General features: G+C 39.2%; 21 protein-coding genes. 12 read left to right on the plus strand and 9 right to left on the minus strand.

Annotated elements, in window-relative coordinates; all coding sequences use genetic code 11:
* Positions 1 to 4 precede the first annotated feature (4 nt).
* The 3 genes from G504_RS0106780 to G504_RS19635 all read left to right on the plus strand — a co-directional run bounded on the left by G504_RS0106780 (position 5) and on the right by G504_RS19635 (position 3,277).
* A complete protein-coding gene (locus tag G504_RS0106780) occupies positions 5 to 775 on the plus strand; it encodes a DUF6090 family protein (protein ID WP_157473070.1) in 771 nt (256 codons plus the stop codon).
* Complete coding sequence (locus G504_RS0106785) at positions 772 to 1,557, plus strand: DUF6090 family protein (RefSeq protein ID WP_019669400.1); 786 nt, start codon at positions 772 to 774, stop codon at positions 1,555 to 1,557. Before G504_RS0106780 ends, G504_RS0106785 begins: the two co-directional genes overlap by 4 nt.
* Positions 1,558 to 1,675: 118 nt before the next feature.
* Entirely contained in the window at positions 1,676 to 3,277 is a 1,602-nt protein-coding gene (locus tag G504_RS19635) for a BspA family leucine-rich repeat surface protein (RefSeq protein WP_019669401.1), read from the plus strand.
* 323 nt (positions 3,278 to 3,600) lie between these two features.
* Here G504_RS19635 and G504_RS0106795 read toward each other — a convergent pair whose 3' ends face one another.
* Complete coding sequence (locus G504_RS0106795) at positions 3,601 to 4,065, minus strand: CBS domain-containing protein (protein ID WP_019669402.1); 465 nt, start codon at positions 4,063 to 4,065, stop codon at positions 3,601 to 3,603.
* Positions 4,066 to 4,307: 242 nt separating this feature from the next.
* Between G504_RS0106795 and G504_RS0106800 the strand changes: the two genes are divergently transcribed.
* From G504_RS0106800 to G504_RS0106825, 4 genes are all read left to right on the plus strand, one after another.
* Positions 4,308 to 4,589 carry a hypothetical protein gene (locus G504_RS0106800; RefSeq protein ID WP_019669403.1) on the plus strand — a complete coding sequence of 94 codons (282 nt, stop codon included), beginning with the start codon at positions 4,308 to 4,310 and terminating at the stop codon, positions 4,587 to 4,589.
* 84 nt (positions 4,590 to 4,673) lie between these two features.
* Entirely contained in the window at positions 4,674 to 6,101 is a 1,428-nt protein-coding gene (locus G504_RS0106805) for a DUF1593 domain-containing protein (protein ID WP_040443823.1), read from the plus strand.
* A gap of 253 nt (positions 6,102 to 6,354) precedes the next feature.
* The gene (locus G504_RS0106815; protein WP_019669406.1) at positions 6,355 to 7,521 is read left to right on the plus strand and encodes a saccharopine dehydrogenase family protein; all 1,167 of its coding nucleotides are present in this window, start codon (positions 6,355 to 6,357) and stop codon (positions 7,519 to 7,521) included.
* A gap of 184 nt (positions 7,522 to 7,705) precedes the next feature.
* Positions 7,706 to 8,575, plus strand: a complete 870-nt coding sequence (locus G504_RS0106825) for a DUF808 domain-containing protein (RefSeq protein WP_019669408.1) — start codon at positions 7,706 to 7,708, stop codon at positions 8,573 to 8,575.
* A gap of 31 nt (positions 8,576 to 8,606) precedes the next feature.
* Here G504_RS0106825 and G504_RS0106830 read toward each other — a convergent pair whose 3' ends face one another.
* A complete protein-coding gene (locus tag G504_RS0106830; protein ID WP_019669409.1) occupies positions 8,607 to 9,710 on the minus strand; it encodes an acyltransferase family protein in 1,104 nt (367 codons plus the stop codon).
* Between the two features lie 125 nt (positions 9,711 to 9,835).
* Between G504_RS0106830 and G504_RS0106835 the strand changes: the two genes are divergently transcribed.
* Together G504_RS0106835 and G504_RS0106845 are read left to right on the plus strand one after the other, a co-directional pair.
* Entirely contained in the window at positions 9,836 to 10,615 is a 780-nt protein-coding gene (locus tag G504_RS0106835; protein WP_019669410.1) for an SDR family NAD(P)-dependent oxidoreductase, read from the plus strand.
* Positions 10,616 to 10,940: 325 nt separating this feature from the next.
* On the plus strand, positions 10,941 to 12,275 hold the full coding sequence (locus G504_RS0106845) for an adenylate/guanylate cyclase domain-containing protein (protein WP_019669412.1): 1,335 nt from the start codon (positions 10,941 to 10,943) through the stop codon (positions 12,273 to 12,275).
* Positions 12,276 to 12,536: 261 nt separating this feature from the next.
* Here G504_RS0106845 and G504_RS0106855 read toward each other — a convergent pair whose 3' ends face one another.
* From G504_RS0106855 to G504_RS0106880, 6 genes are all read right to left on the minus strand, one after another.
* Positions 12,537 to 14,378: a TPR end-of-group domain-containing protein gene (locus G504_RS0106855; RefSeq protein ID WP_019669414.1), complete on the minus strand. Its 1,842-nt coding sequence runs from the start codon at positions 14,376 to 14,378 to the stop codon at positions 12,537 to 12,539.
* A 339-nt stretch (positions 14,379 to 14,717) separates the two neighbouring features.
* The gene (locus tag G504_RS0106860; protein ID WP_019669415.1) at positions 14,718 to 15,530 is read right to left on the minus strand and encodes a carbonic anhydrase; all 813 of its coding nucleotides are present in this window, start codon (positions 15,528 to 15,530) and stop codon (positions 14,718 to 14,720) included.
* Positions 15,531 to 15,730: 200 nt separating this feature from the next.
* Positions 15,731 to 16,444 (minus strand): DUF6090 family protein, encoded by a 714-nt coding sequence (locus G504_RS19145; protein ID WP_157473072.1) that lies wholly within the window; start codon positions 16,442 to 16,444, stop codon positions 15,731 to 15,733.
* Positions 16,445 to 16,795: 351 nt separating this feature from the next.
* On the minus strand, positions 16,796 to 17,323 hold the full coding sequence (gene hemG / locus G504_RS0106870) for a menaquinone-dependent protoporphyrinogen IX dehydrogenase (RefSeq protein ID WP_019669417.1): 528 nt from the start codon (positions 17,321 to 17,323) through the stop codon (positions 16,796 to 16,798).
* Positions 17,324 to 17,845: 522 nt separating this feature from the next.
* On the minus strand, positions 17,846 to 18,670 hold the full coding sequence (locus tag G504_RS0106875; RefSeq protein WP_019669418.1) for a hypothetical protein: 825 nt from the start codon (positions 18,668 to 18,670) through the stop codon (positions 17,846 to 17,848).
* 41 nt (positions 18,671 to 18,711) lie between these two features.
* Positions 18,712 to 19,428 (minus strand): DUF6090 family protein, encoded by a 717-nt coding sequence (locus G504_RS0106880; protein ID WP_157473074.1) that lies wholly within the window; start codon positions 19,426 to 19,428, stop codon positions 18,712 to 18,714.
* Between the two features lie 527 nt (positions 19,429 to 19,955).
* Between G504_RS0106880 and G504_RS0106885 the strand changes: the two genes are divergently transcribed.
* From G504_RS0106885 to G504_RS0106900, 3 genes are all read left to right on the plus strand, one after another.
* A complete protein-coding gene (locus tag G504_RS0106885; protein WP_019669420.1) occupies positions 19,956 to 20,843 on the plus strand; it encodes a hypothetical protein in 888 nt (295 codons plus the stop codon).
* Between the two features lie 335 nt (positions 20,844 to 21,178).
* The gene (locus G504_RS0106895; RefSeq protein ID WP_019669422.1) at positions 21,179 to 22,237 is read left to right on the plus strand and encodes a DUF4421 family protein; all 1,059 of its coding nucleotides are present in this window, start codon (positions 21,179 to 21,181) and stop codon (positions 22,235 to 22,237) included.
* Positions 22,238 to 22,352: 115 nt separating this feature from the next.
* Positions 22,353 to 22,709, plus strand: a complete 357-nt coding sequence (locus G504_RS0106900) for a bleomycin resistance protein (RefSeq protein WP_019669423.1) — start codon at positions 22,353 to 22,355, stop codon at positions 22,707 to 22,709.
* A 45-nt stretch (positions 22,710 to 22,754) separates the two neighbouring features.
* Here the strand turns inward: G504_RS0106900 and G504_RS0106905 are convergent.
* Positions 22,755 to 23,033 (minus strand): transposase (locus G504_RS0106905; protein ID WP_019669424.1); only part of this gene is annotated, 279 nt, incomplete at its 5' end.

Here is a 23,033-nt window from a genome sequence, read left to right on the forward strand (position 1 = left end):
ACCCATGCTACGCTTCTTCCGCCAAATACGACAACGTCTCCTAACGGATAACCCGCCTGCCGGGTCACGGAGGGCAGATAGGTTCAGTAAATACCTGCTTTATGCCCTTGGGGAAATTTTACTGGTCGTGATTGGAATTTTAATTGCTTTGAGTATCAATAATTGGAATGAGGGCAGAATTGCTAAAATCCAGGAAAAATCTGTTCTCTCTAATTTAAATCGAGAATTTTTACAAAATAAAAAAGCGTTGATTCAAACGATTCATGCGAATGAGGAAGCCTTTAAATCGGGATTGGAGCTTATGAAACTTATGGGTAAAGACAAATCCCAAATAGTAATAGTAAACACCGACAGTTTAATTTTTCAAACAGTAGAGTTTTTTGAATTTACCCCCTCAGAAAATTCACTTTCAGATCTATTACAATCAGGGAGACTACAACTTTTGGAAAACGAAACTGTGAAAGACTTACTTTACGAATGGTCCAGAGGCATGGCACTTGCAAAAGGAGATTACGAAACATTTGACAGTTCAATTGAAGACGACCTTCTGCCATATTTGACAAAACATTATTCCATGAAAGACGTTGACATGTACGGTAATTTAAATTGGAAATCTAAGTCTGATTTAAAAAATGATAAACTTAAAATATTTGAAGATATAGAGTTTGAAAACTTAATGGATGATATGCTCTACAGGCTTTTAAAATATAACAACTCATTAAAAAAAGCTCTGTTAGTAATAGATAATATATTAAAAGAATCCGGTTCCGAATGATTAATTTCTTCCGCCAAATACGACAACGACTATTTACTGAAAACAAGTTCCGTAAGTATCTGTTATATGCGGTTGGGGAGATTATACTAGTTGTTATTGGGATTTTAATTGCGTTGCAGATCAATAATTGGAATGAAGAGCGGAAATTGGTGGAAAGTGAAATTACGCTTCTCTCTAATATTCGAGAGGATATCCTCCTCGATACTCTGGATATTAGCTTTAACCTGGAGTATCATCGCAAATTTCAAAGAGAGGAGCAAAAATTGTTGGAATATCTTCTGGGAAATCGCACCTCTGCAACCGATATAAATATGACCGATGCCCTGGGGATAACGCTCTGGACAGCACTTCACCGGTCAACTTTTGAAAACCTGCAGAACAATGAAGTAGGTTTGGTACAAAACAATTCACTTCGAAAGAATATAGCGCGCTTCTACGATTTCTATTATAGCGCATTGAGCAAAATGCACAATGAGTTTAAGTCTTTTGATTTATACGAGAAAAAATTACCCTTTTTTAGTAGGTATTTTACCGTTATCCCAGACTCCACGGATTACGTGCTTAAATTCCCGGGTGGGGAAGATTACTATGATCACGATTTGTACAAAAAGGCCATCCAATTGCAAGACCCGGAAGGAGCCCGGACGGACAATGAATTTATTTTTATTCTCAATGAGAGTTCTTTATTTCGCAAGGCTATGATTGATTTTAATCAGAGTGTATTAAATGAAGTTCGCGGCCTGATCATTGAGATTGATAACGAATTGAATAACCTTAAGTAATGCTCCGATTTTTCCGCCAAACCCCTTGACCCTAAAACTTCTTCCTCAATGACCGGGATCATTGCCTAAGTAAGTAATTTCCTATATGTTTATTTGATAATTTTTTAATTATACAGATATGAGATTACTACATAAGATTTTTCTGCTAATTCCCGTATTATTTCTGGTTCTTGGATGCACAAAAGATGATGATGATCCTGAAAATTTCATTCTATCAATTACTATAACCCCTGAAGAAGGAGGAAGTGTATCCCCTGATGGGGGTGCATTCCTGGATGGTACGGTTGTTACCCTCACAGCTACTCCTTCCGAAGGATATATTTTCAAAGAGTGGATGGGAGGTCTAACAAGTACAGAGAACCCGGTCTCCGTTTCTATGGAATCTGATATGAATGTTACCCTGGTTTTTCTAAAAGCCGATGGGGATGAAGATGGGGTTTTTGATGATGTTGATATCTGTCCGAATACCCCTCCCGGAGAGGACGTAGATGAAAACGGATGTTCTTCTTCACAGTCCGATACCGATGGGGATGGTGTTACCGATGATATAGATGTTTGTGCAAACACTCCTGAAGGAGAGGGAGTAGATGAACAGGGATGTCCGCTCACCTCGCCTATTTACCTGGATGTAAACGGTGTTACCATTATATCTTATGATTGGGCAGAGGTTGGGCAGCAAGGAATTCTTGATGGTGTGGTCTATACCATTGTAGATGAAACCATGCTAAGGGAAATGGTTCAAAATGATGAGGATGTTACCACGGTTTGTACAACCAAGGTTACCGATATGAGTGGTTTATTTGTTGGGAATATCTTCTCTTCTGAAATTAACCCTTTCAATAAGGACATTGGTTCATGGGACGTAAGTAATGTCACTGATATGAATGCAATGTTTATGCTGTCTTCTTTTAACAAGGATATTAGTTCATGGGATGTGAGTGGTGTTACAAGTATGGTTAGTATGTTTTCAAACACCTCATTTGATCAGCCCATTGGAAGCTGGGATGTGAGTGGTGTTAATGATATGACCTCCATGTTCTTTTCTTCTTCTTTTAACCAGGATATAAGTTCGTGGGATGTAAGTAACGTCACCAATATGCGTGAAATGTTTGGTGGTTCAAGCTTTAATCAAAATATCAGTTCATGGGATGTCAGCAACGTTACCAGTATGGAATCAATGTTTGCAGGATCACCATCCTTTCAGCAACCTACCGGATCATTTAATCAGCCTATTGAAACCTGGGATGTGAGCAATGTAACCAATATGGCAGGTATGTTTTGGGGGAGCTCTTTTAACCAACCTATCGGAAATTGGGATGTCAGCAATGTTACTAATATGAGTGGTATGTTCATGAGTTCAAATTTTAATCAACCTATTGATAACTGGGATGTCAGCAATGTTACAGATATGAGTGCAATGTTCATAAATGGCTCCTTTAACCAGCCTATTGGAAATTGGGATGTAAGTAATGTTACCAATACAAGTAATATGTTTAGTGGATCGAGTCTCCTATTCACAATTAACCCTTTTAATCAGGATATTAGTTCCTGGGATGTGAGTAGTGTTACCGATATGAGCTCCATGTTTTTTATTTCTTCAATAAATCAGGACTTAAGCGGGTGGAATGTAGTCAATGTCGTTGAATGTTCCCGTTTTAGTACTGACTCCCCACAATGGACCCTCCCTAAACCAACATTTACAAATTGTAATCCTGATTAACCAGAAAGAAGTAGGATGATTTATTTAAAACAACCCTTTGAACTTCAAGGGGTTGTGTTTTTTCGTCCTTCCTTGTATTTCGGAAGACAAAGGCCCTCCTTCATTTCATTACAGACGACGAGGTTCGGATTATACAGTGTTTAACACGAGCAAGATGCTCGCGCTAGCGGGGGCAGGCAGGCATAACATTAGCGAAATGCAATTGTTAAATCCCAAAATCCAAATTCCAATGTTGCTGTAGGGTAATTTGTAATTTGGTGCTTGTTGTTTGGAATTTAAACGGCTTTCTTTTTTCAAAGAAGGCTGTTATAAAAACCCCTGATTTATTTCCAATTTGAAGATTTAAGGTTCCTGGTGGCTATTAGAATATCCTTTTGAGAAATTTGTCCAACCAATTTACCATCTTCCACAATTGGAAAACGCCTTCGTTTGGCTTTCAGGAATTTATCGGCGGCATCAAAGATATTCATGTCTCCGTCAATAGTTTCAACATTTTTAATCATGTTATGCTCCACCTTTTCATCTTCATGAGGCATATTATAATACCTGCTCTTGCTTATATGACTTATACAGTCTCCCTCCGAAATAATACCTACCAACTCGTTATTTTCATTCACTACCGGCCCTCCGGAAATTCTTTTGGATATCAGTGTTTCAATAACTTCCTGAATAGATTGTTCCGGCTTAAAGGTAATTAAGTTCTTTGTCATAAAATCACTTACCTTAAAAGGTATTTCATCCCCTGATGGCTTTGACATTCTGGGACCTTGAAAACTCTTAATTCCCATTACATATGTTTTTTGGTATTCCTTTAAATTACTGTATCCGGGGAAAATAACCTAAAAAACAGTCATATTTTAAGGAAAAATTCACATTATGTCGCCTGTGAGCGCCTGATTATCAGCAGTATATAATTGGCAATTTAATCCCTGGAAGTAAAAAACCAAAATCTCAGATTCCAATGGCACTGTATGATACCTAGCGATTTTTAAACTATCTTAACCTGGCAAAATGATTTAAATGGCGAGCCATGAAAACACAGACCTTACTAGATGCGATTCGTTTTATAGATACGCATGAACCTATAAAAGCCTATATTCAGGAACATGAAGCTGCCCCCAAATATTTTGAGATTTACCAGATTTCTGCAACGGCAGGGAACCAGGAAGAAAGTATTGTCCGGGTATTAATAAATTTTGCCAAAAGGGCCAATGCAAAAGGCCAGAATGAGGATGTTTTTATAGACATCCAGGGCAATGATCTGTCCGATTTCAAAATACTAAAGATCACCCCGGTGGAGTTTCGGCCATGACGCTCTCGTTGGGGCACAATGGGGTTGCGAAAACCACACAAGTTAAAATGGTATGTTTGCGCATTAACACTTAGAAATTGCATAATGAGGACAACTATACTTTTATTTCTTCTTTCACTGACTTTTAATATGCTAAGTAGTCAGGAGATTCAAAAAAACAGGGTGATCATACTAACTGATATTGAAGCAGACCCGGATGATACACAATCTTTGGTGCGCTTGCTATTGTATTCTAATGAAATAGATATTGAAGGAATAGTTGCTACAACTTCATGTTGGATGACTGATAAAATTAATCCGCAATCAATTACCAAAATTATTAAAGCCTACGAAAAGGTTCAGCCAAATCTGTTAAAGCATCGTGCGGATTATCCAAAAGCAGAAAAATTATATGCTTTAGTAAAACAAGGGTTGCCAAAGTATGGAATGAAAGGCGTTGGAGAAGGAATGGATTCCGAAGGTTCAGACTGGATAATTAAAACTTTGGAAAAAGACGATGAACGCCCTTTATGGATTTCAACCTGGGGAGGGGTTAATACTCTTGCACAATCTTTGTATAAAATTGAAAAAACAAAAAGCAAAAAAGAAGCCAAACGATTAATCTCCAAACTTCGTGTTTATACTATTTCCGACCAGGATGATAGTGGAATATGGATAAGAAATAATTTTCCTGATTTGTTTTATATCGTAACTCCTGGTGACGATTATGGAAGTGCTACATGGACGGGGATTAATAGTTATATTAAAGGAATTGATAATACAACGATAAGCAATGCCTGGTTAGCCAAACACATACAACAAGGTCATGGTCCGCTTGGAGCAGCTTATCCGGATGTTTCCTGGGGTGTTGAAGGCGATACACCAGCATTCCTGTCATTAATTCCGAATGGATTGAACAATGCCGAACATCCTGAGTGGGGCGGTTGGGGCGGTCGTTACAAACTGTACAAACCAGATTTTTCCAGTACCAGGAAAGGAGGTTCGATTGTAAAAATAGAACCCGAAACAAGACCCATTTGGACAAATGCTATTGACAATTATATTCGGTTTATTCCAAAGGAATATGGTCGGAGTGTAAAAAAAGATACCGCTGTATTCAAAGGATACAAAGAAACTTTATGGCGTTGGAGAGATGATTTTCAACATGATTTTGCTGCCCGAATGGATTGGTGTGAAATGTCGTTTGAGGAGGCAAATCATGCACCTATCCCAATTCTGTCTCATCCTGAACAAATCACAGTTAAAGCAGAGGAAACATTTACATTAGATGCTTTCGAATCGACAGACCCGGATGGCGATAGTTTAAGTTTTCTTTGGTTTAATTATCCGGAGGCAGGAACTTATAAAAAACCCATAAACGTAAATGGAGTTGAAAATGCACACATGGCTCATATTACTGCGCCAAAGGTTGATAAAGAAGAAACAGCTCATTTTATATTGAAAATTACGGATAAAGGAATGCCTCAGCTATCCGCTTATAAAAGAGTGATCGTAACAATTAAACCTAATTAACCACTGCCGCTGACAAGCGGTGTATGGGCCTGATAGCTTGGAGCTTCGAAATCCGAATTCCAATGTTGCTCCAGGTTAATTTGTAATTTGGTACCTGGAAGTGAAAAATCCAAATCTCAAAACTCAAATTCCAAATTCTATCCGCACTACAGGATCCTTTGTTACTTGGTGCTTGTCATTTGGTATTTGTAATTTGGTACTTGTCATTTGATACATAGAAATAAAAACCGATAAAAAATGATGCCTTTCCGGAATGAAAAAGCACTATAACATCATTATTGCCGGGGCCGGTGGTATTGCCCAGGCAGCCGGTCTGCTCCTTATGGAATGGAGTGAAGTACCCCCTACTGTTTTTATAGGAAACCGAACGCTTTCAAAAGCGCTAAAGGTAGCCAGATGGATAGAGGATGGTACAACTAAACCCTGCACCGTTAAGGCATTTCATCTTCCCGTTGAAGGCCTTACAGAAGAAATGAAAGAAATTTTGGGCCAGGGCGATATGCTCCTCGATTGCCTCCCCGGTAGCCTGGCCCCGAAAATAGCCGGGCTGGCCAAAGACTTTCACCTGCACTATGCCAACCTGACGGAGTATGTTGCAGAAACCATAGAAATAACGGCATTGGCCAAGGATGCTCCCACAGGTTTCATTCTTCAAACCGGTCTCGCTCCCGGATACATCAACATCCTCGCCAACCTGCTTTTCCAACAGTTTTGCAGCGATTTTGAAGTAGACAACGCAGACAAGCTGGAGTTTAAAGTAGGTGCCCTCACAAGCCACGCTATTGCCCCACATTATTATGGATTCACCTGGAGTCCGGTAGGGGTAGCTACCGAATACCTGAAAGATACCCTGGTGCTTCGCGATTTTAAAAAGACACGACTTCCTTCATTGTCAGAAAGAGCCGCCATAATTATCGATGGCATTACCTATGAAGAGGACCTTACTTCCGGGGGTGCAGCAGACCTGCCGGATGCATTGGCTAAAAAGGTGGGGATTCTCGATTACAAGACTTTGCGGTATCCCGGGCATTATGCATGGGTAGAGGAACAACGCAGCGGTTTGGGAAATACTCCTGAAGCTATAACTGCCTTGCAGCACAAAATGGAAGCGGTGATTCCACACATCGAAGACGACAAGATTGTTTTGTATGCAGCTGTTGAGGGCAGGGATAATGAAGGGACTTTGTACAGGCGGGAGATTGCCAAACAGATACAACCACAAAGAGTAGGAAGACATCAATTACGGGCTATCCAAATAGCCACGGCAGCACCCTTGCTTCAGTCTGCTCAACTAATGCTCGAATCCCTTTCTAGTGGGGTTGTCCTGCAAAGCCAAATAGATCCGCAGCCATTTTTAAACGGGAATTTTATTGTTCCGGTTTATGGGAAAGTTTTAGCCCCCCAAAAAAGCCTGGAATGAGGATGTTTTTGAATGTAAAACAGGAGTATGATGCCTGTCTGCCGACAAGGCAGGCTCTCGGGGGGCAAATCTCAAAACTCAAAACTCAAATTCCAAATTCTACCCGCACTACAGGATCCTTTGTTATTTGGTGCTTGTCATTTGGTGCTTGGAAGCCTTATATTTGAACCTTAAAAGAAGAAGCATGGCCTCAGGATTTTTTGCTGTTTTAGATGATGTAGCAACCCTCTTAGACGATGTGGCCACCATGGGTAAGGTTGCAACCAAAAAGACCTCGGGCATTCTGGGAGATGATTTGGCTGTAAATGCAGAAAAAGCATCTGGTTTTGTTTCCCAACGAGAACTCCCCGTGCTCTGGGCCATTACAAAAGGGTCGCTGCTTAATAAGCTTATTATTCTTCCCATTGCCTTTCTGTTGAGCGCCTTTGCACCTTGGGCGGTGATCGCAATCCTCGTTCTCGGGGGCCTTTATCTCGCCTATGAAGGCGCTGAAAAAATATACGAATTCTTTGTTCCCCATCCCAGCCCGCATATTCCATCAGATCTGGAGATCCCGCAAAAAAGCGACATCCTCGAAATGGAAAAAAGAAAGATAAAGTCGGCCATCCTAACCGATTTTATTTTGTCCATTGAAATTGTAATCATAGCCCTGGGCACTGTCTTGAACAAACCCCTGATTACTCAGATCCTTGTGGTATCGTTTGTGGCACTTTTGGCCACCATAGGTGTGTATGGGCTTGTGGCGCTTATAGTTCGTATGGATGAGTTCGGCGCCCATTTAATTCAACTTAATGGGGAAGACAATAGTATAACGGATAGAATAGGGCGGTTTTTTGTGAACGCCCTGCCCTGGGTAATCAAATCACTTTCCGTTATAGGAACCATTGCCTTATTGCTGGTCTCGGGTGGTATTTTTGTGCATAATCTGCCATTCCTGCACCACCTCTTTCCTTCCGTTCCGGGTTTGCTTGTGGAATTTGCAGTAGGCCTACTGGCCGGATCTGTGGTGTTGTTGTTGGTTAAGACAGGGAAAAAACTTTTTGTAAGCCAGTAACTAAGGTTGTGTTATTGTATTAGTATTCTAATCAAATTTTTATCAATATTTTCTTTTTATACAACCAATAGCAGAGGTACCATAAAAAGAAAAGGACAACAGCACTCAATATAAGCATGGCAGTTAATTCTCCCGTCCATCCAAAAATGGCATTTGAAAATGGCAGTACAATAGTCCTTATAAGATCTGCTCCGCCAACATGGGCAAAGAGATAGATAAATAAAGGGTTCATCCCCACTATGGCGAAAAAAAGAACCCCTTTTTGGTATTTTTTAATATCTATCAACCAATAACACAACGCCAGTGCCAATACAGACCAACCGCCACTGGCAAATACAAAAGTACTGGTAGAAATACGCTTAATGATTGGCGTAAACGGGCTAAGTCCGTACCCAATGACCAACCCCAGAATACCTGCAATAATGAGGGTTTGCATCTTTTTTTTGTTGGACTGGTCACTGATTAACAACCTGCCGGCCAATACCCCCCAAATGGTATGCGCAGTTGTAGGAATGGCATTGAACATTGCCCAATGACCCCCATCTTCCTGTCCTGCAATAAGAATATTGAACCAGGCCCCAAAGTTCTCTCCGGGAACAAAGGCATGGTTAAATCCTTCCAGGGGGAAAAACCTGTAAAGTCCTTCGGTACTAAGAATCAGGAATACCGACAAGCCCAGCTGAACCGCAGTTGGTTTTTTCATTATCAGAAAGGCTATAATATACGTTACGGACAGCTGTGCAAGCACATTTTGAAATCTAAATACAATTTTTCCGTCATCAATGCAATACAGTGCCCAGCCCAGGACCAATAGCATAAATGCCCTTTTCAGGGCGTGCTTAAATACCTGGTTATAGGAATCACCCCTTGCAATTCGCTTGTTAAAGGATAAGGGCATGGCTACGCCCACAATGAACATAAAAAACGGTTGAATCAAATCCCAAAAACGCAATCCTTCCCATTTTACATGGTGAAACTGTTCGCCAATGGCATATAAAATGCTTCCTTCAAGCTCAGGGGCTACCATAGTTGCAAACAGATGTGAGAACTCCGCAATGAGCAAAAACATGGTTAAGCCTCTGTAAAAATCAAGTGAAAGCAGTCTTTTGCTGATTTGTCCCGGTTGTTTGGTCATATTGGTTAAATATACAAAACATATGCAGGGAAGTTTGTATCAAAATCAACGAACAAAACAGGCTGCATAGGTTCCAAAAAAAGGATTAATTTTAAAGGATCGGTACTTAAGGTAAGAATTTAACTATGAAAAAATCTGAACAGGAATACCCGAATTTCAAGCTTAACGGCAAGGTGGCTATTATTACGGGGGCGGCCCGGGGTCTTGGAAGGGCATGCGCACTTGCCCTGGCACATGAAGGAGCCGACATTGCTTTAGGCCTGAGAGATGTAACTACTGCCGCTGACCTGGAGCAGGAAATTAAGGCCATGGGCAGAAAGGTGATCCGTTTGCAAATGGATGTTTCCGAGCTACAGCAAATCAATGATGCGGTTAGCCGTGTGGTTAAAACGTTTGGCAAGATTGATATCCTTGTAAACAATGTTGGTATTGCCCCCGACAATCCTGCTGAAAAGGTAACCGAGGCGGATTTTGATAATACCATCAATCTGAATTTAAAAGGAACTTTTTTTACGGCGCAGGCTGTTGGCAAACAAATGATCAAGCAGGGAAGTGGCCGCATTATCAATATGAGTTCACAAGCCGGTTTTATTGCTCTGGACAATGAGTCTGTTTACTGTATGACTAAAGCAGGGGTCAACCACCTGACTAAAAACCTTGCTTCGGAATGGGCCAAATATAATATTAACGTTAATGCTGTGGCGCCGACCTTTATAGAAACGCCGGGTACCGAACCCTGGTTAAAGGATAAGGATTTCAGGCAAAGTGTATTGGACAGGATACCTCTGGGCCGCATTGGCAAACCTATGGAGGTCGCCGGCGCTGTGGTGTTTTTAGCCTCGGATGCCGCCTCTCTGATAACAGGGGAAATAATGCTTATTGACGGGGGTTGGACCACCAGGTAGCTGGTTAAAAATATTCTTGTTATTTAGGTATCTTCTGAAGCTGGTTAATCCATGCTGAAAGTCACGCTGCCTTCATTACATTTTGGACGAGCACCTCCGGTTTATCTAATGTTCAACACGAGCAAGATGCTTGTCTGCCGACAAGGCAGGCTCGCACTAGCAGGGGAACCTCATTATAAAGCAGTACTGTGGATGCAAATGTCTTTCTTGCCATATGATGTGTTCGGCCAAACATTTATACCCGTAGTTAAACTCATTTTTTAATCCATTACTAGTATTTATTATTTTTTTTACTTTTAACTATATAACTAATAAAGCGGATAAAATGCCACAAGTAAAAGCACCAATAGTAACTTATAGTGGGATTAATCAAAAAGTAGAATTTAAAGATCCAGATGCTACACTATTGGACTGTTCAATAATAAATCAGATACCACACATGCATGAATGTGGAGGAAGTGGACAATGCACTACATGCCGCGTTAGAATTTTGGAGGGTCTCCAAAACATAACTCCAAGAACTAGAATGGAAAAGGAAACTGCTCAATTACGAAAGTGGGATCCTTCTATAAGATTGGCATGCCAATGTTATGTAAAAGATGACATTACAATTCAAAGGTTAGTATGGAATAGCACTGAAATTAATAAACTTCAGTTAGAAACTTTGCCGGAAGGAACAGCAGAAGAAAGAGCTATTGCCATCTTATTTTGTGATATTAGAGGTTTCACCAAAATAGCCTCTGAGAACAAAACATTTGATACAGCATATATATTAAATCGGTTTTATACTGTATTAGGCGATCCCATTTTGATTAATAATGGTGTTATATATCAGTATGTAGGAGATGAAATTATAGGACTGTTCGGGGTTTCAGGAGGTATGCAAAATAAGAATTGTAAAGATGCAGTACGTGCTGCTCTAGGCATGCAATATGCAATTGAAAGGCTTAATCGTTTGGAACTTATTGATTTTGACACAGAAATTAAAATGGGTATTGGGATCAACTTTGGCAGAGCATTTGTAGGACACTTAGGACATCCCAAACATAAGCAATTTGCAGTAGTTGGTGACCCTATAAATACTGCCAGTAGGATACAAGGTTTCAACAAGGAGGCAGGAACTAATCTTTTAATTTCCGAATCTGTTCATAAAGGATTTCCTAAAAACACTTTAAACCTTGGGAAAAAATACAGTAACCAAATGGAAGGGCATGAGCACGAAACCATACTTTATGAGTTAATTGGTTTTAAAGAAATGGATATTCAACTAGAACTACAGAATTCCCTGGATTATTTGTTAAGAAATGAAGATGAGTTTGCAGAGAAATTTTACAATAAGGTATTTACAAAATCCCCTCAAACCAGGGAGCTATTTAAAAATAATATGCAGTCCCAAGGCAGACTTTTAACACATATGTTAGGAGGCATTGTCTACTCTATGAGCAGGCCAGAATTTTTAGAATTAGGGTTAAAATCGCTTGGTAAAAGTCATGCTAGATATGGCGTGATGGAAGAGCATTATCCGGTAGTATTAGAATCCCTTAAAGAAACTATTAAGGAAGAACTAGGAGAATTGTTCACAGAAAGGATAGGAAAGGCTTGGGAACAGGCATTAATTGATGTGACCACCGAAATGAAGAAATATGCCTCCATTAAGTAATCCCCTTCAACCTCTCCATCTCCTCACTTTCCCTTTTCTGAACAATTTTCCCATGGTATTCCTGGGGAAGCTCACTATTGGAAAAGTGCAATAATTTGTTGCAAGACAAATATTTTCCTGTCTTAACAGGTGCAACCACTTACTCGTGCTACGCTTCTTCCGCTAAAAACGCCAACGACTTTTAACTGACAACAAATTCAGAAAGTCTCTGTTGTATAAGCTGGGCGAAATTTTGCTCGCGGATATTGGAAAAACGGGTAGTTACTGAATCATTCTTGAGACATCCTCCGGGACGACTGCAGGCGGAACCGGGAATCCCACATTTTTGTAAATCTCCAGATACCTGGAGTCCTTCCTTAAAGGGGCAAAAAGCGGTTCCGTCCTCAACCAGATCATTTCCACATCATGCCGTTCAAAAGACCTTTGGAGCCACGTTATGGAATTTTCGTATTCCCCGGTGTGGGCGTAATATTTAGCCAAATTCCAGGCCGGTGATCCCGAATTTTGATTTTGATATTGCTCAAACAGGATTTCAAGAGTTTCCTTTTCAACACTTGCATCCCCATTTACATTATGATTGACAGCTATGAGAAACAAGATGGTTGGAGAATTATCATTAAAGGTAAATTTAATAGCTCTCAATGCCTCTTGTGACATTTTGTAAGCTCCTAAATAATATGATAAAAGGGCTGCCTCCCGAAGAAATCGGTAGTTATCATTAAAGAGCTCAAAATTTTGGTCAATTACCATTTTAGCATCCTCCGTCTTTCCCGCAAAAAATAATGCATTGGCCAGATATGCCTGGCAGACACCACAGTTAGGATGAAGATCAGCCCGGGATTTAGCCGTTTTCAGCGCCGCCTCATACCTACCTGTATTGATCTCATAAAGAGTTTTCATCAGCAAGGAGTTATCATCAAAGCCTTCCAGGTATTCCTTTTCCATTAAATCGAAATCCCATTCAAAGAAATAGGAGTTCGTCCGTATTCTTTGTGTTGCCCAGATAAGATCGTTCTCATCCTTAGAAATTTCCAGGACCTTTTCAACATATTTTTTAGAAGATCTCCAGGAGTCCCTTTGCTCAATAACCCCATTGAAAAGCCCACTGTTCATGAAACTATCAGAAAGCGACTTATAGGCCTGAATGAACGTCGAATCCAGTTCTATAGCTTTGCTGAAAAACTCAATAGAACGGGCAGTCCCTTGTTGAGATCCTTTTTTATCCTGATACAACCCTTTCAGGTAATATTCATAGGCCTCTGTGTTTTCTGTTGGTAATTGTTTTTCAAAAACTACGGCGTCCTCACCAACTTCCTTACCCATCTTTTCAACCACTCTTCTGGTAACCTCGTCCTGGAGTGTGAAAATTTCCCTGGTATCCCAGTTCGTCGTAAAATCTTCTTTCCAGTAATATTCATTGGTTTTGCCATCAAGTAATTGAACTTTCACGCGTATCTTGTCTCCGGACAATTGTATGCTGCCATCCAATATGAACCTTACGTCCAGAGAATCTGAAATCTGCTGAAGGTCAAGATCCAAATATTTATATTTTAGCGTCTGTCTGAAAGCAATCACTTTATCCAGCTCTTTTATGTCCTCGAGATTGGTAGTGATTTCATCTGCAATGCCATCACTTATATATTCCATATTACTATCCCCGCTCCAATTTTTAAACGGCAATACTGCTACAGATCTATCGAAAGTATCCACATTTACAACTAACGATTGTGTTTCAGAAGATGCCCTTTCCGATATATTGAATTGGTCGTAAAGCATTATGAATACTGCAATGGAAAGAAGGGATATGATCGCTATATTTAACTTGCGGATTTTTTTGTGACCTTCAGGCACGGCATTTTGGTCCCTTTCAGTCTTCCTGATCCCCTCTGGGGTGACATCGTAAATCCATGCAAAAATGAGGACAGCCGGAAATCCGACGATTAAGATAATTATGATGGCCTGTTGAATGAAAGGTGGAATTTCAAAAATGGGCAAAACGTCGGCAGTTATCTGAGCAATAATCCATGCGGCAGCTATGTAGGCAATGATGGTCTTAAAGACTTTTCGCCTTTTTAACTCTTCAAAGTAGCTCTTGAAGTCCATATCCTATAGAATTGGCGACTATTTTTTAGTGATAAATAATAAGCTGTCAATATAAAGAAACCCTAACAAACTTAAAATGATAAATATCAATAAGCGACGTAATGGATAAAAAATTCATAGCATTTAGGGAAATCTCCGGTCATTAGGCTCCAAATCAATAATTTCCGTAAATTCTAAAGGAACAACAATCAACCCATGCTTCATTCTTTCCGTACGTAGAATTTCGCCCTTGATGCTAATGGGTGTTGTAGAATGTGCAACACGAGCATGATGCTTGCGCTAGCGGGGGTGTTGTCGAATGTGCAGCACGAGCTTGATGCTCGCGCTAGCAGGGGCCCGTTAATAATTGTAGGGAAAATCATACCGCTTAACTACCCTGCCATTAAGGGGTTGTTCCCCCCTGTAATTATTCAGGGGCATAAGGCGTTGCAGCTCTTTCACCTGTTCCACGGAAACGGTGATGGGCTCTTTGAAGATGATCCAGATTACCCCTTCCGTGCAAGGCGGGGTAGTGAAGGAACCCTCGTATACGTAGTAGTCCCGGCTCCGGGGCAGGTTGAGGTTAAGGTCGAAACTGGCATCTATGATCTTGGTCTCCCCGGGATTGAGGGGCAGATATTGCTCCAGGAAAGTAAAGGGCTCACTGCTCTCCCCTTCTTCTGCCATGATAGCAAAGACCGCGATCTCATTGGCGGCATTAACGTGGACCATATGCATCTCCAGGGGATACCTCACCCCGTTCAGGGTATGCTCTGCAGCCTCGTGGAAGTGTATCTGTTTGAGATCATAACGCACATCCCACAGGGAAATGTAATCCCCTTCTTCAAAATTATACTGTATGGTATGGCCATTGTTGGTGACCTCATGGATACGCACTTCCCCATAGTAGTGAAGGTCTAGCGGGCCCAGGGAGGGGTCCGCTTCGGCCTGGATGTCGATGATGTTCACGGGCGATTGACGTTCTCCTCCGCATTGGGAGCGACTCTCGAGTTCGGCCCAGTGTTCCGGGCCGCTCTCCCCGGTGTACGTCCAGTGCAATTCTTCTTTTTTTACCAGGTCTTCCCCGGCATCTTCGTTTCGGGTATGTGCGGCATCCTTACAGGAAACCAGGGCAAGCAGAAGGATTCCCCCCAGGGCAAACAATATCTTCATGGTATGTACTCAGTTTTGAATTTCCGGCTACAAGGTAGGAACTAAGCTTCGCCCGAGATATGATAAAAGTCAGAATTTGCAGGATACTCTTGAACCAGCGGGATCAAAAAATCCAAATTGCATCCCGATAGCTTCTCCTTCGTAATACTATGGAGAAGGAGCAATCGGGATAATGGCTTATATTTGTTGATAGCGATTCGCTATTGTTTTTTCAATTCTGTTTTTATCATTTTGTCCAGTGAAACAAATGATTGCTGCCATCGTTCGTACCATTTGATTTGTTCCTTTCTATTCTCCTTAGAGGTTTTTAGGATGCTAATGAACTTATTAGAGTTTCCTAATTGTTCGTAGTCAAAAGGTTTCATTTGAGCTCTCATTGCAACTATTTCGAATAATTCAGTTAAAACGGGAGAAGCCGTGTTATAGAAATATTCTTCTTGTCTTTGGCTCAGGGTTTCCATCCAACCAGCGTCATATATACCAAGTTCTTCTCGAATAGTGTCATTAGTTACCAGATTTGTGCCATACGTTTTAAGGCTTTCATATCCTGCATTGTTGAATACCGGACTGCACCATTCCAAAGCTCTTGAAAAATGAAAATCTAAAGAATCATTATATGGTAAATTTTCATCTAAATGTTTTAGTATTATATCAGCAGATATAATGGCCTTCTTATTAGCGCTTAAACACATGTTTAGCTGAAAGAAATTTCCTTCCATTGATGTTTCAATATCCTTTAGAATCTTATATTCAAATTGTTTTAGTTTCCTGTCCTCATTCCAATTATTGATCTGCAACGCAATTAATATACCAATCACTACCAAAAGCACCTCCCCTATGGCATACCTAAGGTATTTTAAAGGCTTGCCATCGTCTGCGAGTTTTTTGCGAAATCGTCTAAAAAAATTTAGCATAGTTTTGATATTAACACCAACGCGCCATCTGGCCCATTCGCTAAAAACATTCACTGAATGTTTTCTTAATGCTCTGTCCTCTAAAAAAATTAATCATGAAAAGGAAGTGGTTGGTTGTTCTTCCTAAGGTAAGGAATTATAATACATGACTTTAAATCATGCCTCCTTATTCAATTCGGTTGATTCGTTTTGATGCTTGTCTCGTCCTTCATTTCATTTCGGAGAGCAAGGTTTGGCTTAAAGAATGTGAAACAAGAGCCTGCTTTGTCGGCAGACAGGCATGATGCCCGCGCTAGCGAGGGGAACAAGATGCTAACGCTAGCGGGAGGTAGTATCTTCCAAATAATAGCTTCACAAATTCTTCAGTTGAATCCCAAACGCTGCTACTTTTTCCCAATTGGTATATTCAATTTCTGTCTTCGTGTTAGTTGGTCCTTTGGTCATCCACATAATAAACTGAATCATGATCCTATCAAAAAACGGGTATTTTTTATAATCTAGTTTTCCTGCAAATACCTCAACAAGAGTAGGTGTCCAATCAATGGATTTAAAAAATTTTATCACATACGGGTTTGTGTCAGGTGTGTTTTTTTCGGGTTTTCTTGCAACCAGATTTACAGAAAAGAAAGCTGTTTTTATAGAATCAAGTTGTTTTTTATGGGTATTTATAAAATCAATTATTTCTTTATTATGAACTCCGTATCTAATGCTTGCTCCTATGATAAGCTTATCATAATTGGTTACATCTTCATTAAAATCAGTAATAGAGAATAGTTCAACGTTTTGGTTGTTTTGTAGTAATCCCTCTCTAAGTTTATTGCAAATTTTTAGAGTTTGTCCATCTACCGAAGAATATATTATTCCTGTTTTAGCTTTCATCCAGTAATCAAATAGTTAGTATTAAAGTTCCTTATTTAGCTTTTAGAAATACAACAAATGGCAATCGTTATTTATGACTTTCTCCTTTAAGGACTAAAATAACAAATCTTTGGTTTTATCAAAGTTTCTGTATGTTCCATACCTGTTTGTATAGACTGTTTTGGTAGAAATCGTGAGACCTTTTACATAAACTTGCAGACATTCATTTTACGCAAATATGCATTAAAAAGAGGAGAAAATAGGGTTGGTTGTAAACGTTGTCGTAAACATCAGGCACAAAAAAAGAAGCCACATTTCTGCAAATCCTTGATAATTAATGTGGCTCCGTCTGTCCTTCTTTTTATTACGGATAGACACGGGTACGGCTTATCTGATTTTCAACACGAGCATGATGCTCGCGCTAGCGGGGGAACTATAGGTTATATCTGAAATATCAGAACTGGAGAAAGATGGATTATTAATACATTCTTCCTCTTTAACATCTTCTTTTACTTTTCAATGGAATTTTACATCTAAAAGGACCTAGTCTCGATAACAGGAGTTTATGGCCTTTTTGAGGTCCTCCAGCAATACCAGGTTACTATCCAAAAGTTCATCTACTATAGAAAGGTGTACGGCGCTAATGCGGTACCTATATTGAATCTGGTTTACTAACTCCAGTTCCTGGATCGGATCATTTAAATAATTTGTGATATGTTTGAAAAAAGTAAATTCAAAATCAGCGGGTTTGTTGAATATTGGTTTGATGTACCCTTTTTCCAAAATTTTCTGACTCCATTTTAACTGATGGTTTGGCACATAATGGGTACCTACCTGTAAGGCTAATGGGGCAAAATGGTTATCTATGTATTCGTTGTTTTGCCGAATGACGGTCTCATACTGGTCTACCGTTTGAAAATAAAGCATTATTTGTTGTTTCAATGTCTGATCCAAAAGTAGGTTTAACCCTCCCGTTGCCAACAGCTCCCTGTAGGTGCTATTATGTTTTCGTAATGTACTCCGGTTGTTTAATATACTTAGGCGCTTAGAAAAGATGGTATCAATCGTAAAACCAGCTCTGTCATAATATCCCTGAAGGATGGCCTCGGCATTGTTGATTACTTCCCGGTCAAACTCTAAATAGGACTCTAAGAACATCTTTTCTGTAGTCAGATCCGTTATGAGTCCTTTAAGGTATTCACATTCCCTGGAGCGGGCTTCTAAATAGTCCTGATGTTTATTAACCTGTAGTGCTATCAATATCCCAATCACCACCAACAAGATCTCTCCGATAGCATACTTCATATATTTTAGAGGTTTATGGTCGTCTGCTAGTTTTTTGCGGATTTTTCTAAAGAAGTTGATCATAGATTACATTGGTTTTTGGCATACCCGCAGGCGACAATGAATTAAAATGTTTCCAACTCATTTTGTATCTTTATTCTGGTGCTTTCAATATAAGTTAGAAGTGTTTCGAGGTTAGTAACAATGACCATTTTAAGACTTTTTCTTCTGGACATGATATTTATAAATTCCTGACTGTTCAATAAACCTTCGTAATCCGTAGGTCTTAAAATAAAGTCATCAACTTCAAAAAATTTAACAAAATAAGGATGAGTCAAATTCGCATGGTTCATTCCCGCATCTCTTATCCATATTGTTCTTTGTGGTAATTCAGTACTGAATAAATTGGTGATATCGGCCCTTATCGAATCGGAAGAAATAATATCAACACCAACTGACTTTAATGATTCATAGGCTGAAGAGGTGAATTGAATTTTCTCAATATGAGTTGAATGATTTAAAAACAGACCAATTGAATCATTGAACGGCTTTTTACTTTTTATATGTTCAACGGTTGACGTATTCTCCTTTATAAATTTCTTTTCGTGTTTAATTTTGTCTTTCAATATTGTCATGTTTGATGCCAGGTCGCGATCTAATTCAATAAGTAGCTTTTCCTCTTTTGCCTTTTGATGCCTTTCCTCATTCCAATTATTGATCTGCAAAGCAATCAAAATTCCAATAACCACCAGTACAATCTCCCCAATGGCATACCTCAAGTATTTTAAGGGCTTGTTATCGTCTGCTAGTTGTTTACGTATTCGCCTAAAAAAATTAATCATAGTTTCTAATATTATTTTCAAGACGTCCGCAAGCGGCTATCTCAACCAAATGGCCAGTGGCCATTAGATCAAGCCTTGGCGTGATTCTGTTTCGATAATGAAAGAAATTGATCATGGAAAGGAAGCAGTTGGTTGTTCTTCCTAAGGTAAGGAATTATCTGGAAAAGTCTTAAGCCGATTACTATATCTAAGAACCTGCCTTAGGAAAAAACAGTAGCGTACTGTTCATCTTTAAAGTCATGCTCCTATTATTTTATTTCGGAGGGCAAGCCCCCTCCTTCTCCGCTCAAGGCGGATACGGATGGACGAGATCGCTCCTTCATTGTATTTCGGACGACAAGCCCTCCTTCATTGTATTTCGGAGGGCAAGGTTTGGATTACACGGTGTTTAACACTAGTAGGATGCCTGCGCTAGCGGGGGAATCATTCCCGAACAACCACTCTATGTAACATAAAGCTTAGGTAATCGTCAAATAGGAACAACCAAATCATGGCATTCAACGGAAAAGAATTTAAACATTGGAAATATGATCTTAGTTCAAATATTTTTTGCATCCCTGGTAATAGGCCCAATAGTATGGGGGATAGTCAATTGGCTAAAATACAAAGGTCTTAACGCTCCTAAAGTTGCGATCCACTACCCTACTATGATTAATTCTGCCGTATTTTTTGCACTGGCATTCAATATAATTTTCTTTCTGCAAGAGGTATTTCTTGTTCTTGGCAAAAAGGCGCTTGGCCTGCAATCTTTTCTATACCATAACAATCATACCTGGGTGGGAGAACATCCCATGGCTTCATTGATGCAGGGTTCAGGGGCGCTGGCAATTTTCTTAATCGGATTGATCTGTTTGGTCATTTTTCATTTTATTCGAAACTCCGGAAGTATTTGGAAACTATTCGTATTGTGGATGGCTTTTCATGGACTTATACAATCTATTCCTCAGGTGATAATCGGGTATTTAAACCCGGGCACCGATGTGGGTGAGGCGCTTGTAGGATATTTGAAACTAAGTGAACCCCTGCTGATAATCCTGGCAATAGTAAGTGCCATTGCTATGGCTTTGCTATGTATTTGGTTTAGCAAACATCTGCTGGAATTTGCTCCCGTTGATGCCGTTTTAAACAATCCCAAAGTGAAGCTGAAGTATGTTCGGTATATCGCCGTAGGAGCAGCTATTATAGGCAGCATTTTAGTTGTGCCATTTAGAATTCTTCCAATGGGCCAGGCGGTTACTCCTTTTATCGTCTCCGCTTTTTCAATCCCCTGGATATGGGCTGCCGCAGCTCCTAGCAGACCCATAAGACATATTCCCAACAGAATAAATGAGAAAGTATATTGGAGTCCTGTCCTATTGCTTCTGCTGCTTTTGATTTTCTTTAGATGGGCCCTCGTGCCCGGGGTGGAGTTTTAATAGATTGTACCGGTTTATGGTAAAGTGTAAAAACCCCTTCTTATACTAAGATCTTCTTTCTAAAAACCATAGATTTTTAATTGTTTGCATTTAACCATAGTCATTCACAAATGATTAATTTGAAATGTCTTTAATGCGCGGTGCGATTCGTAAATAAAACCCCGTAAATTTATTGAAGAATTTATAGAAGTCATGATTGACCGCATCAATTAAATATACCTTTGGTGGTTTATACGTTTTAAAAGGAAGAAAGGTCTCCTTATCCGGCGAACCGAAATGTTCATGAATCCTTTTAGTACAGATATAACAGGTTGGCATTAATTCCTTATAAATAAATGAAGAGAGAAGTCATTTTAAGAAATATTATACTAACAGCATTAGTCTCAATATGTACTTTCATTTCTGGTTGGGCACAACAGAATGATAGTCTTCTTGTAAAAATTGAGGATGGATGGATTGAAAAAATGGATGATAAGATAGCAATAGATGTCTCATTAAACAATTCGTATGAAATATTTGAAGTAAAGACGGTAGACACTAAATATATTCTTCACCCTAATACTGCAGCGAATCTTCGTTTCAACGTTAATTATAAATTTATTTCACTTGGTTTTCAATTTGCGCCTGATTTTATACCCGGTAATGGAGATGAGTATTTAAAAGGTGATACAAAATCATTTGAGTTAAGAACCGCTTTAATTTTTAAACATTGGTTTACCGACCTTTCATATTCAAAAGTAAAAGGATACTATCTTGAAAATTCGGATGATTTTATCACTCTTTTAAAGGACGATCCCTATATTCAATTTCCTGACTTAAATTATTATGGTTTTGCCATTACAACCGGTTATTCAAGTAACTCAAAATTTTCACTTAGAAGTTTAACATCTCAAACTGAACGACAATTAAGAAGTGCCGGAAGTTTCATTCCGTCTATTAACTTACGATACTTTGTAATCGATGATAAATCATCGGGTTTGAGCACACAAAAATCAAATAATTTCGAATCGAGTATTGGGCCTGGCTATGTACATACCTTTGTAAGTAGAGAGAAGTTCTATTTCTCATTGGGTTTAATGGCCAGAATAGGTTATCTAAACACTAAGTTGACTACCCGACTACCTGATGGAGATTTAACTACAAATCAGGACAATTTTATATTTCGCTGGGATGGCAAAGTTGGTTTAGGTTATAATGGTAAACGTTATTATACCGGTATATATTCAACTATTTCGGGAACTGAATATAGACAAGAGAATACTACTGTGATGAATTTTGAAACAAGGCTTTTCTATCACCTTTTTCTGGGAATACGGCTCTCCGCTCCAGGTTATTTAGAACGAAAGACTAATAGAATTGAAAAACTATTTCAAAATCAAAATGATTCAAACTAATAATACCAATGCCAACGGTCAACTAAGACAAATCGTTTAAAATCAAAAATATGGCGGATATTAAACCTCACTGGAAAAATAAATTACTGGATTTTAAATCATTAACGGAATTTATATGTTAACAGATATCAATCCGAAATTACCGATGCGCGACAAAAATGTCACAAGAGAATTCTACTCAAATCAATTGGGGTTTAATCAATTTGGAAGTGCTGATTTTGATGGCTATTTGATGATGGAAAAAGAAAAAATTCAAATTCACTTTTTTGAATTTAAAGAACTTGACCCAAAAGAGAATTATGGGCAAGTTTATATTAGGACTGACAACATTGACGAATTTTACAAATCATTATTGGAAAAACAGACTGAAATTCATCCGAATGGAAAACTGGAAATCAAACCTTGGGGGCAAAAGGAATTTTCAATTCTTGACCCAGACAGCAACCTATTGACATTCGGACAAAATATTTAAAAAAACGAACCACCAACAAAGAACTGAGTTAAAATCCAAAGGAAATTAACTTAAATTCGAGACATAGTTTTCATCATAAGATAATCCTGATTTAGCTACTGCAAAAGCCTGTTTTAAGAGCTTATTAATCACTGCTATTAGGGCCAATTTTTTACTTTTCCCCTTAGCTACAATTCTTTCATATAATTCACGACAAGCCTTGTTATATTTACAGGCAGAGAAAGCACATAAAAAGAGTAGGTTTCTAAGTTTTTGATTACCCATTTTACTAATTCGGCTTTTACCTCTAACAGAGGATCCAGACATACGTATAGTAGGTGTAGT

This window comes from Eudoraea adriatica DSM 19308 (genome assembly GCF_000382125.1).
GTDB lineage: Bacteria > Bacteroidota > Bacteroidia > Flavobacteriales > Flavobacteriaceae > Eudoraea > Eudoraea adriatica.

What these genes read in the sequence shown, in the direction of transcription:
- G504_RS0106780 (WP_157473070.1), top strand. Translation starts at nt 5, where the DNA reads ATGCTACGCTTCTTCCGCCAAATACGACAACGTCTCCTAACGGATAAC.
- G504_RS0106785 (WP_019669400.1), top strand. Translation starts at nt 772, where the DNA reads ATGATTAATTTCTTCCGCCAAATACGACAACGACTATTTACTGAAAAC.
- G504_RS19635 (WP_019669401.1), top strand. Translation starts at nt 1,676, where the DNA reads ATGAGATTACTACATAAGATTTTTCTGCTAATTCCCGTATTATTTCTG.
- G504_RS0106795 (WP_019669402.1), bottom strand. Translation starts at nt 4,065, where the DNA reads ATGGGAATTAAGAGTTTTCAAGGTCCCAGAATGTCAAAGCCATCAGGG.
- G504_RS0106800 (WP_019669403.1), top strand. Translation starts at nt 4,308, where the DNA reads ATGAAAACACAGACCTTACTAGATGCGATTCGTTTTATAGATACGCAT.
- G504_RS0106805 (WP_040443823.1), top strand. Translation starts at nt 4,674, where the DNA reads ATGAGGACAACTATACTTTTATTTCTTCTTTCACTGACTTTTAATATG.
- G504_RS0106815 (WP_019669406.1), top strand. Translation starts at nt 6,355, where the DNA reads ATGAAAAAGCACTATAACATCATTATTGCCGGGGCCGGTGGTATTGCC.
- G504_RS0106825 (WP_019669408.1), top strand. Translation starts at nt 7,706, where the DNA reads ATGGCCTCAGGATTTTTTGCTGTTTTAGATGATGTAGCAACCCTCTTA.
- G504_RS0106830 (WP_019669409.1), bottom strand. Translation starts at nt 9,710, where the DNA reads ATGACCAAACAACCGGGACAAATCAGCAAAAGACTGCTTTCACTTGAT.
- G504_RS0106835 (WP_019669410.1), top strand. Translation starts at nt 9,836, where the DNA reads ATGAAAAAATCTGAACAGGAATACCCGAATTTCAAGCTTAACGGCAAG.
- G504_RS0106845 (WP_019669412.1), top strand. Translation starts at nt 10,941, where the DNA reads ATGCCACAAGTAAAAGCACCAATAGTAACTTATAGTGGGATTAATCAA.
- G504_RS0106855 (WP_019669414.1), bottom strand. Translation starts at nt 14,378, where the DNA reads ATGGACTTCAAGAGCTACTTTGAAGAGTTAAAAAGGCGAAAAGTCTTT.
- G504_RS0106860 (WP_019669415.1), bottom strand. Translation starts at nt 15,530, where the DNA reads ATGAAGATATTGTTTGCCCTGGGGGGAATCCTTCTGCTTGCCCTGGTT.
- G504_RS19145 (WP_157473072.1), bottom strand. Translation starts at nt 16,444, where the DNA reads ATGCTAAATTTTTTTAGACGATTTCGCAAAAAACTCGCAGACGATGGC.
- hemG (WP_019669417.1), bottom strand. Translation starts at nt 17,323, where the DNA reads ATGAAAGCTAAAACAGGAATAATATATTCTTCGGTAGATGGACAAACT.
- G504_RS0106875 (WP_019669418.1), bottom strand. Translation starts at nt 18,670, where the DNA reads ATGATCAACTTCTTTAGAAAAATCCGCAAAAAACTAGCAGACGACCAT.
- G504_RS0106880 (WP_157473074.1), bottom strand. Translation starts at nt 19,428, where the DNA reads ATGATTAATTTTTTTAGGCGAATACGTAAACAACTAGCAGACGATAAC.
- G504_RS0106885 (WP_019669420.1), top strand. Translation starts at nt 19,956, where the DNA reads ATGATCTTAGTTCAAATATTTTTTGCATCCCTGGTAATAGGCCCAATA.
- G504_RS0106895 (WP_019669422.1), top strand. Translation starts at nt 21,179, where the DNA reads ATGAAGAGAGAAGTCATTTTAAGAAATATTATACTAACAGCATTAGTC.
- G504_RS0106900 (WP_019669423.1), top strand. Translation starts at nt 22,353, where the DNA reads ATGTTAACAGATATCAATCCGAAATTACCGATGCGCGACAAAAATGTC.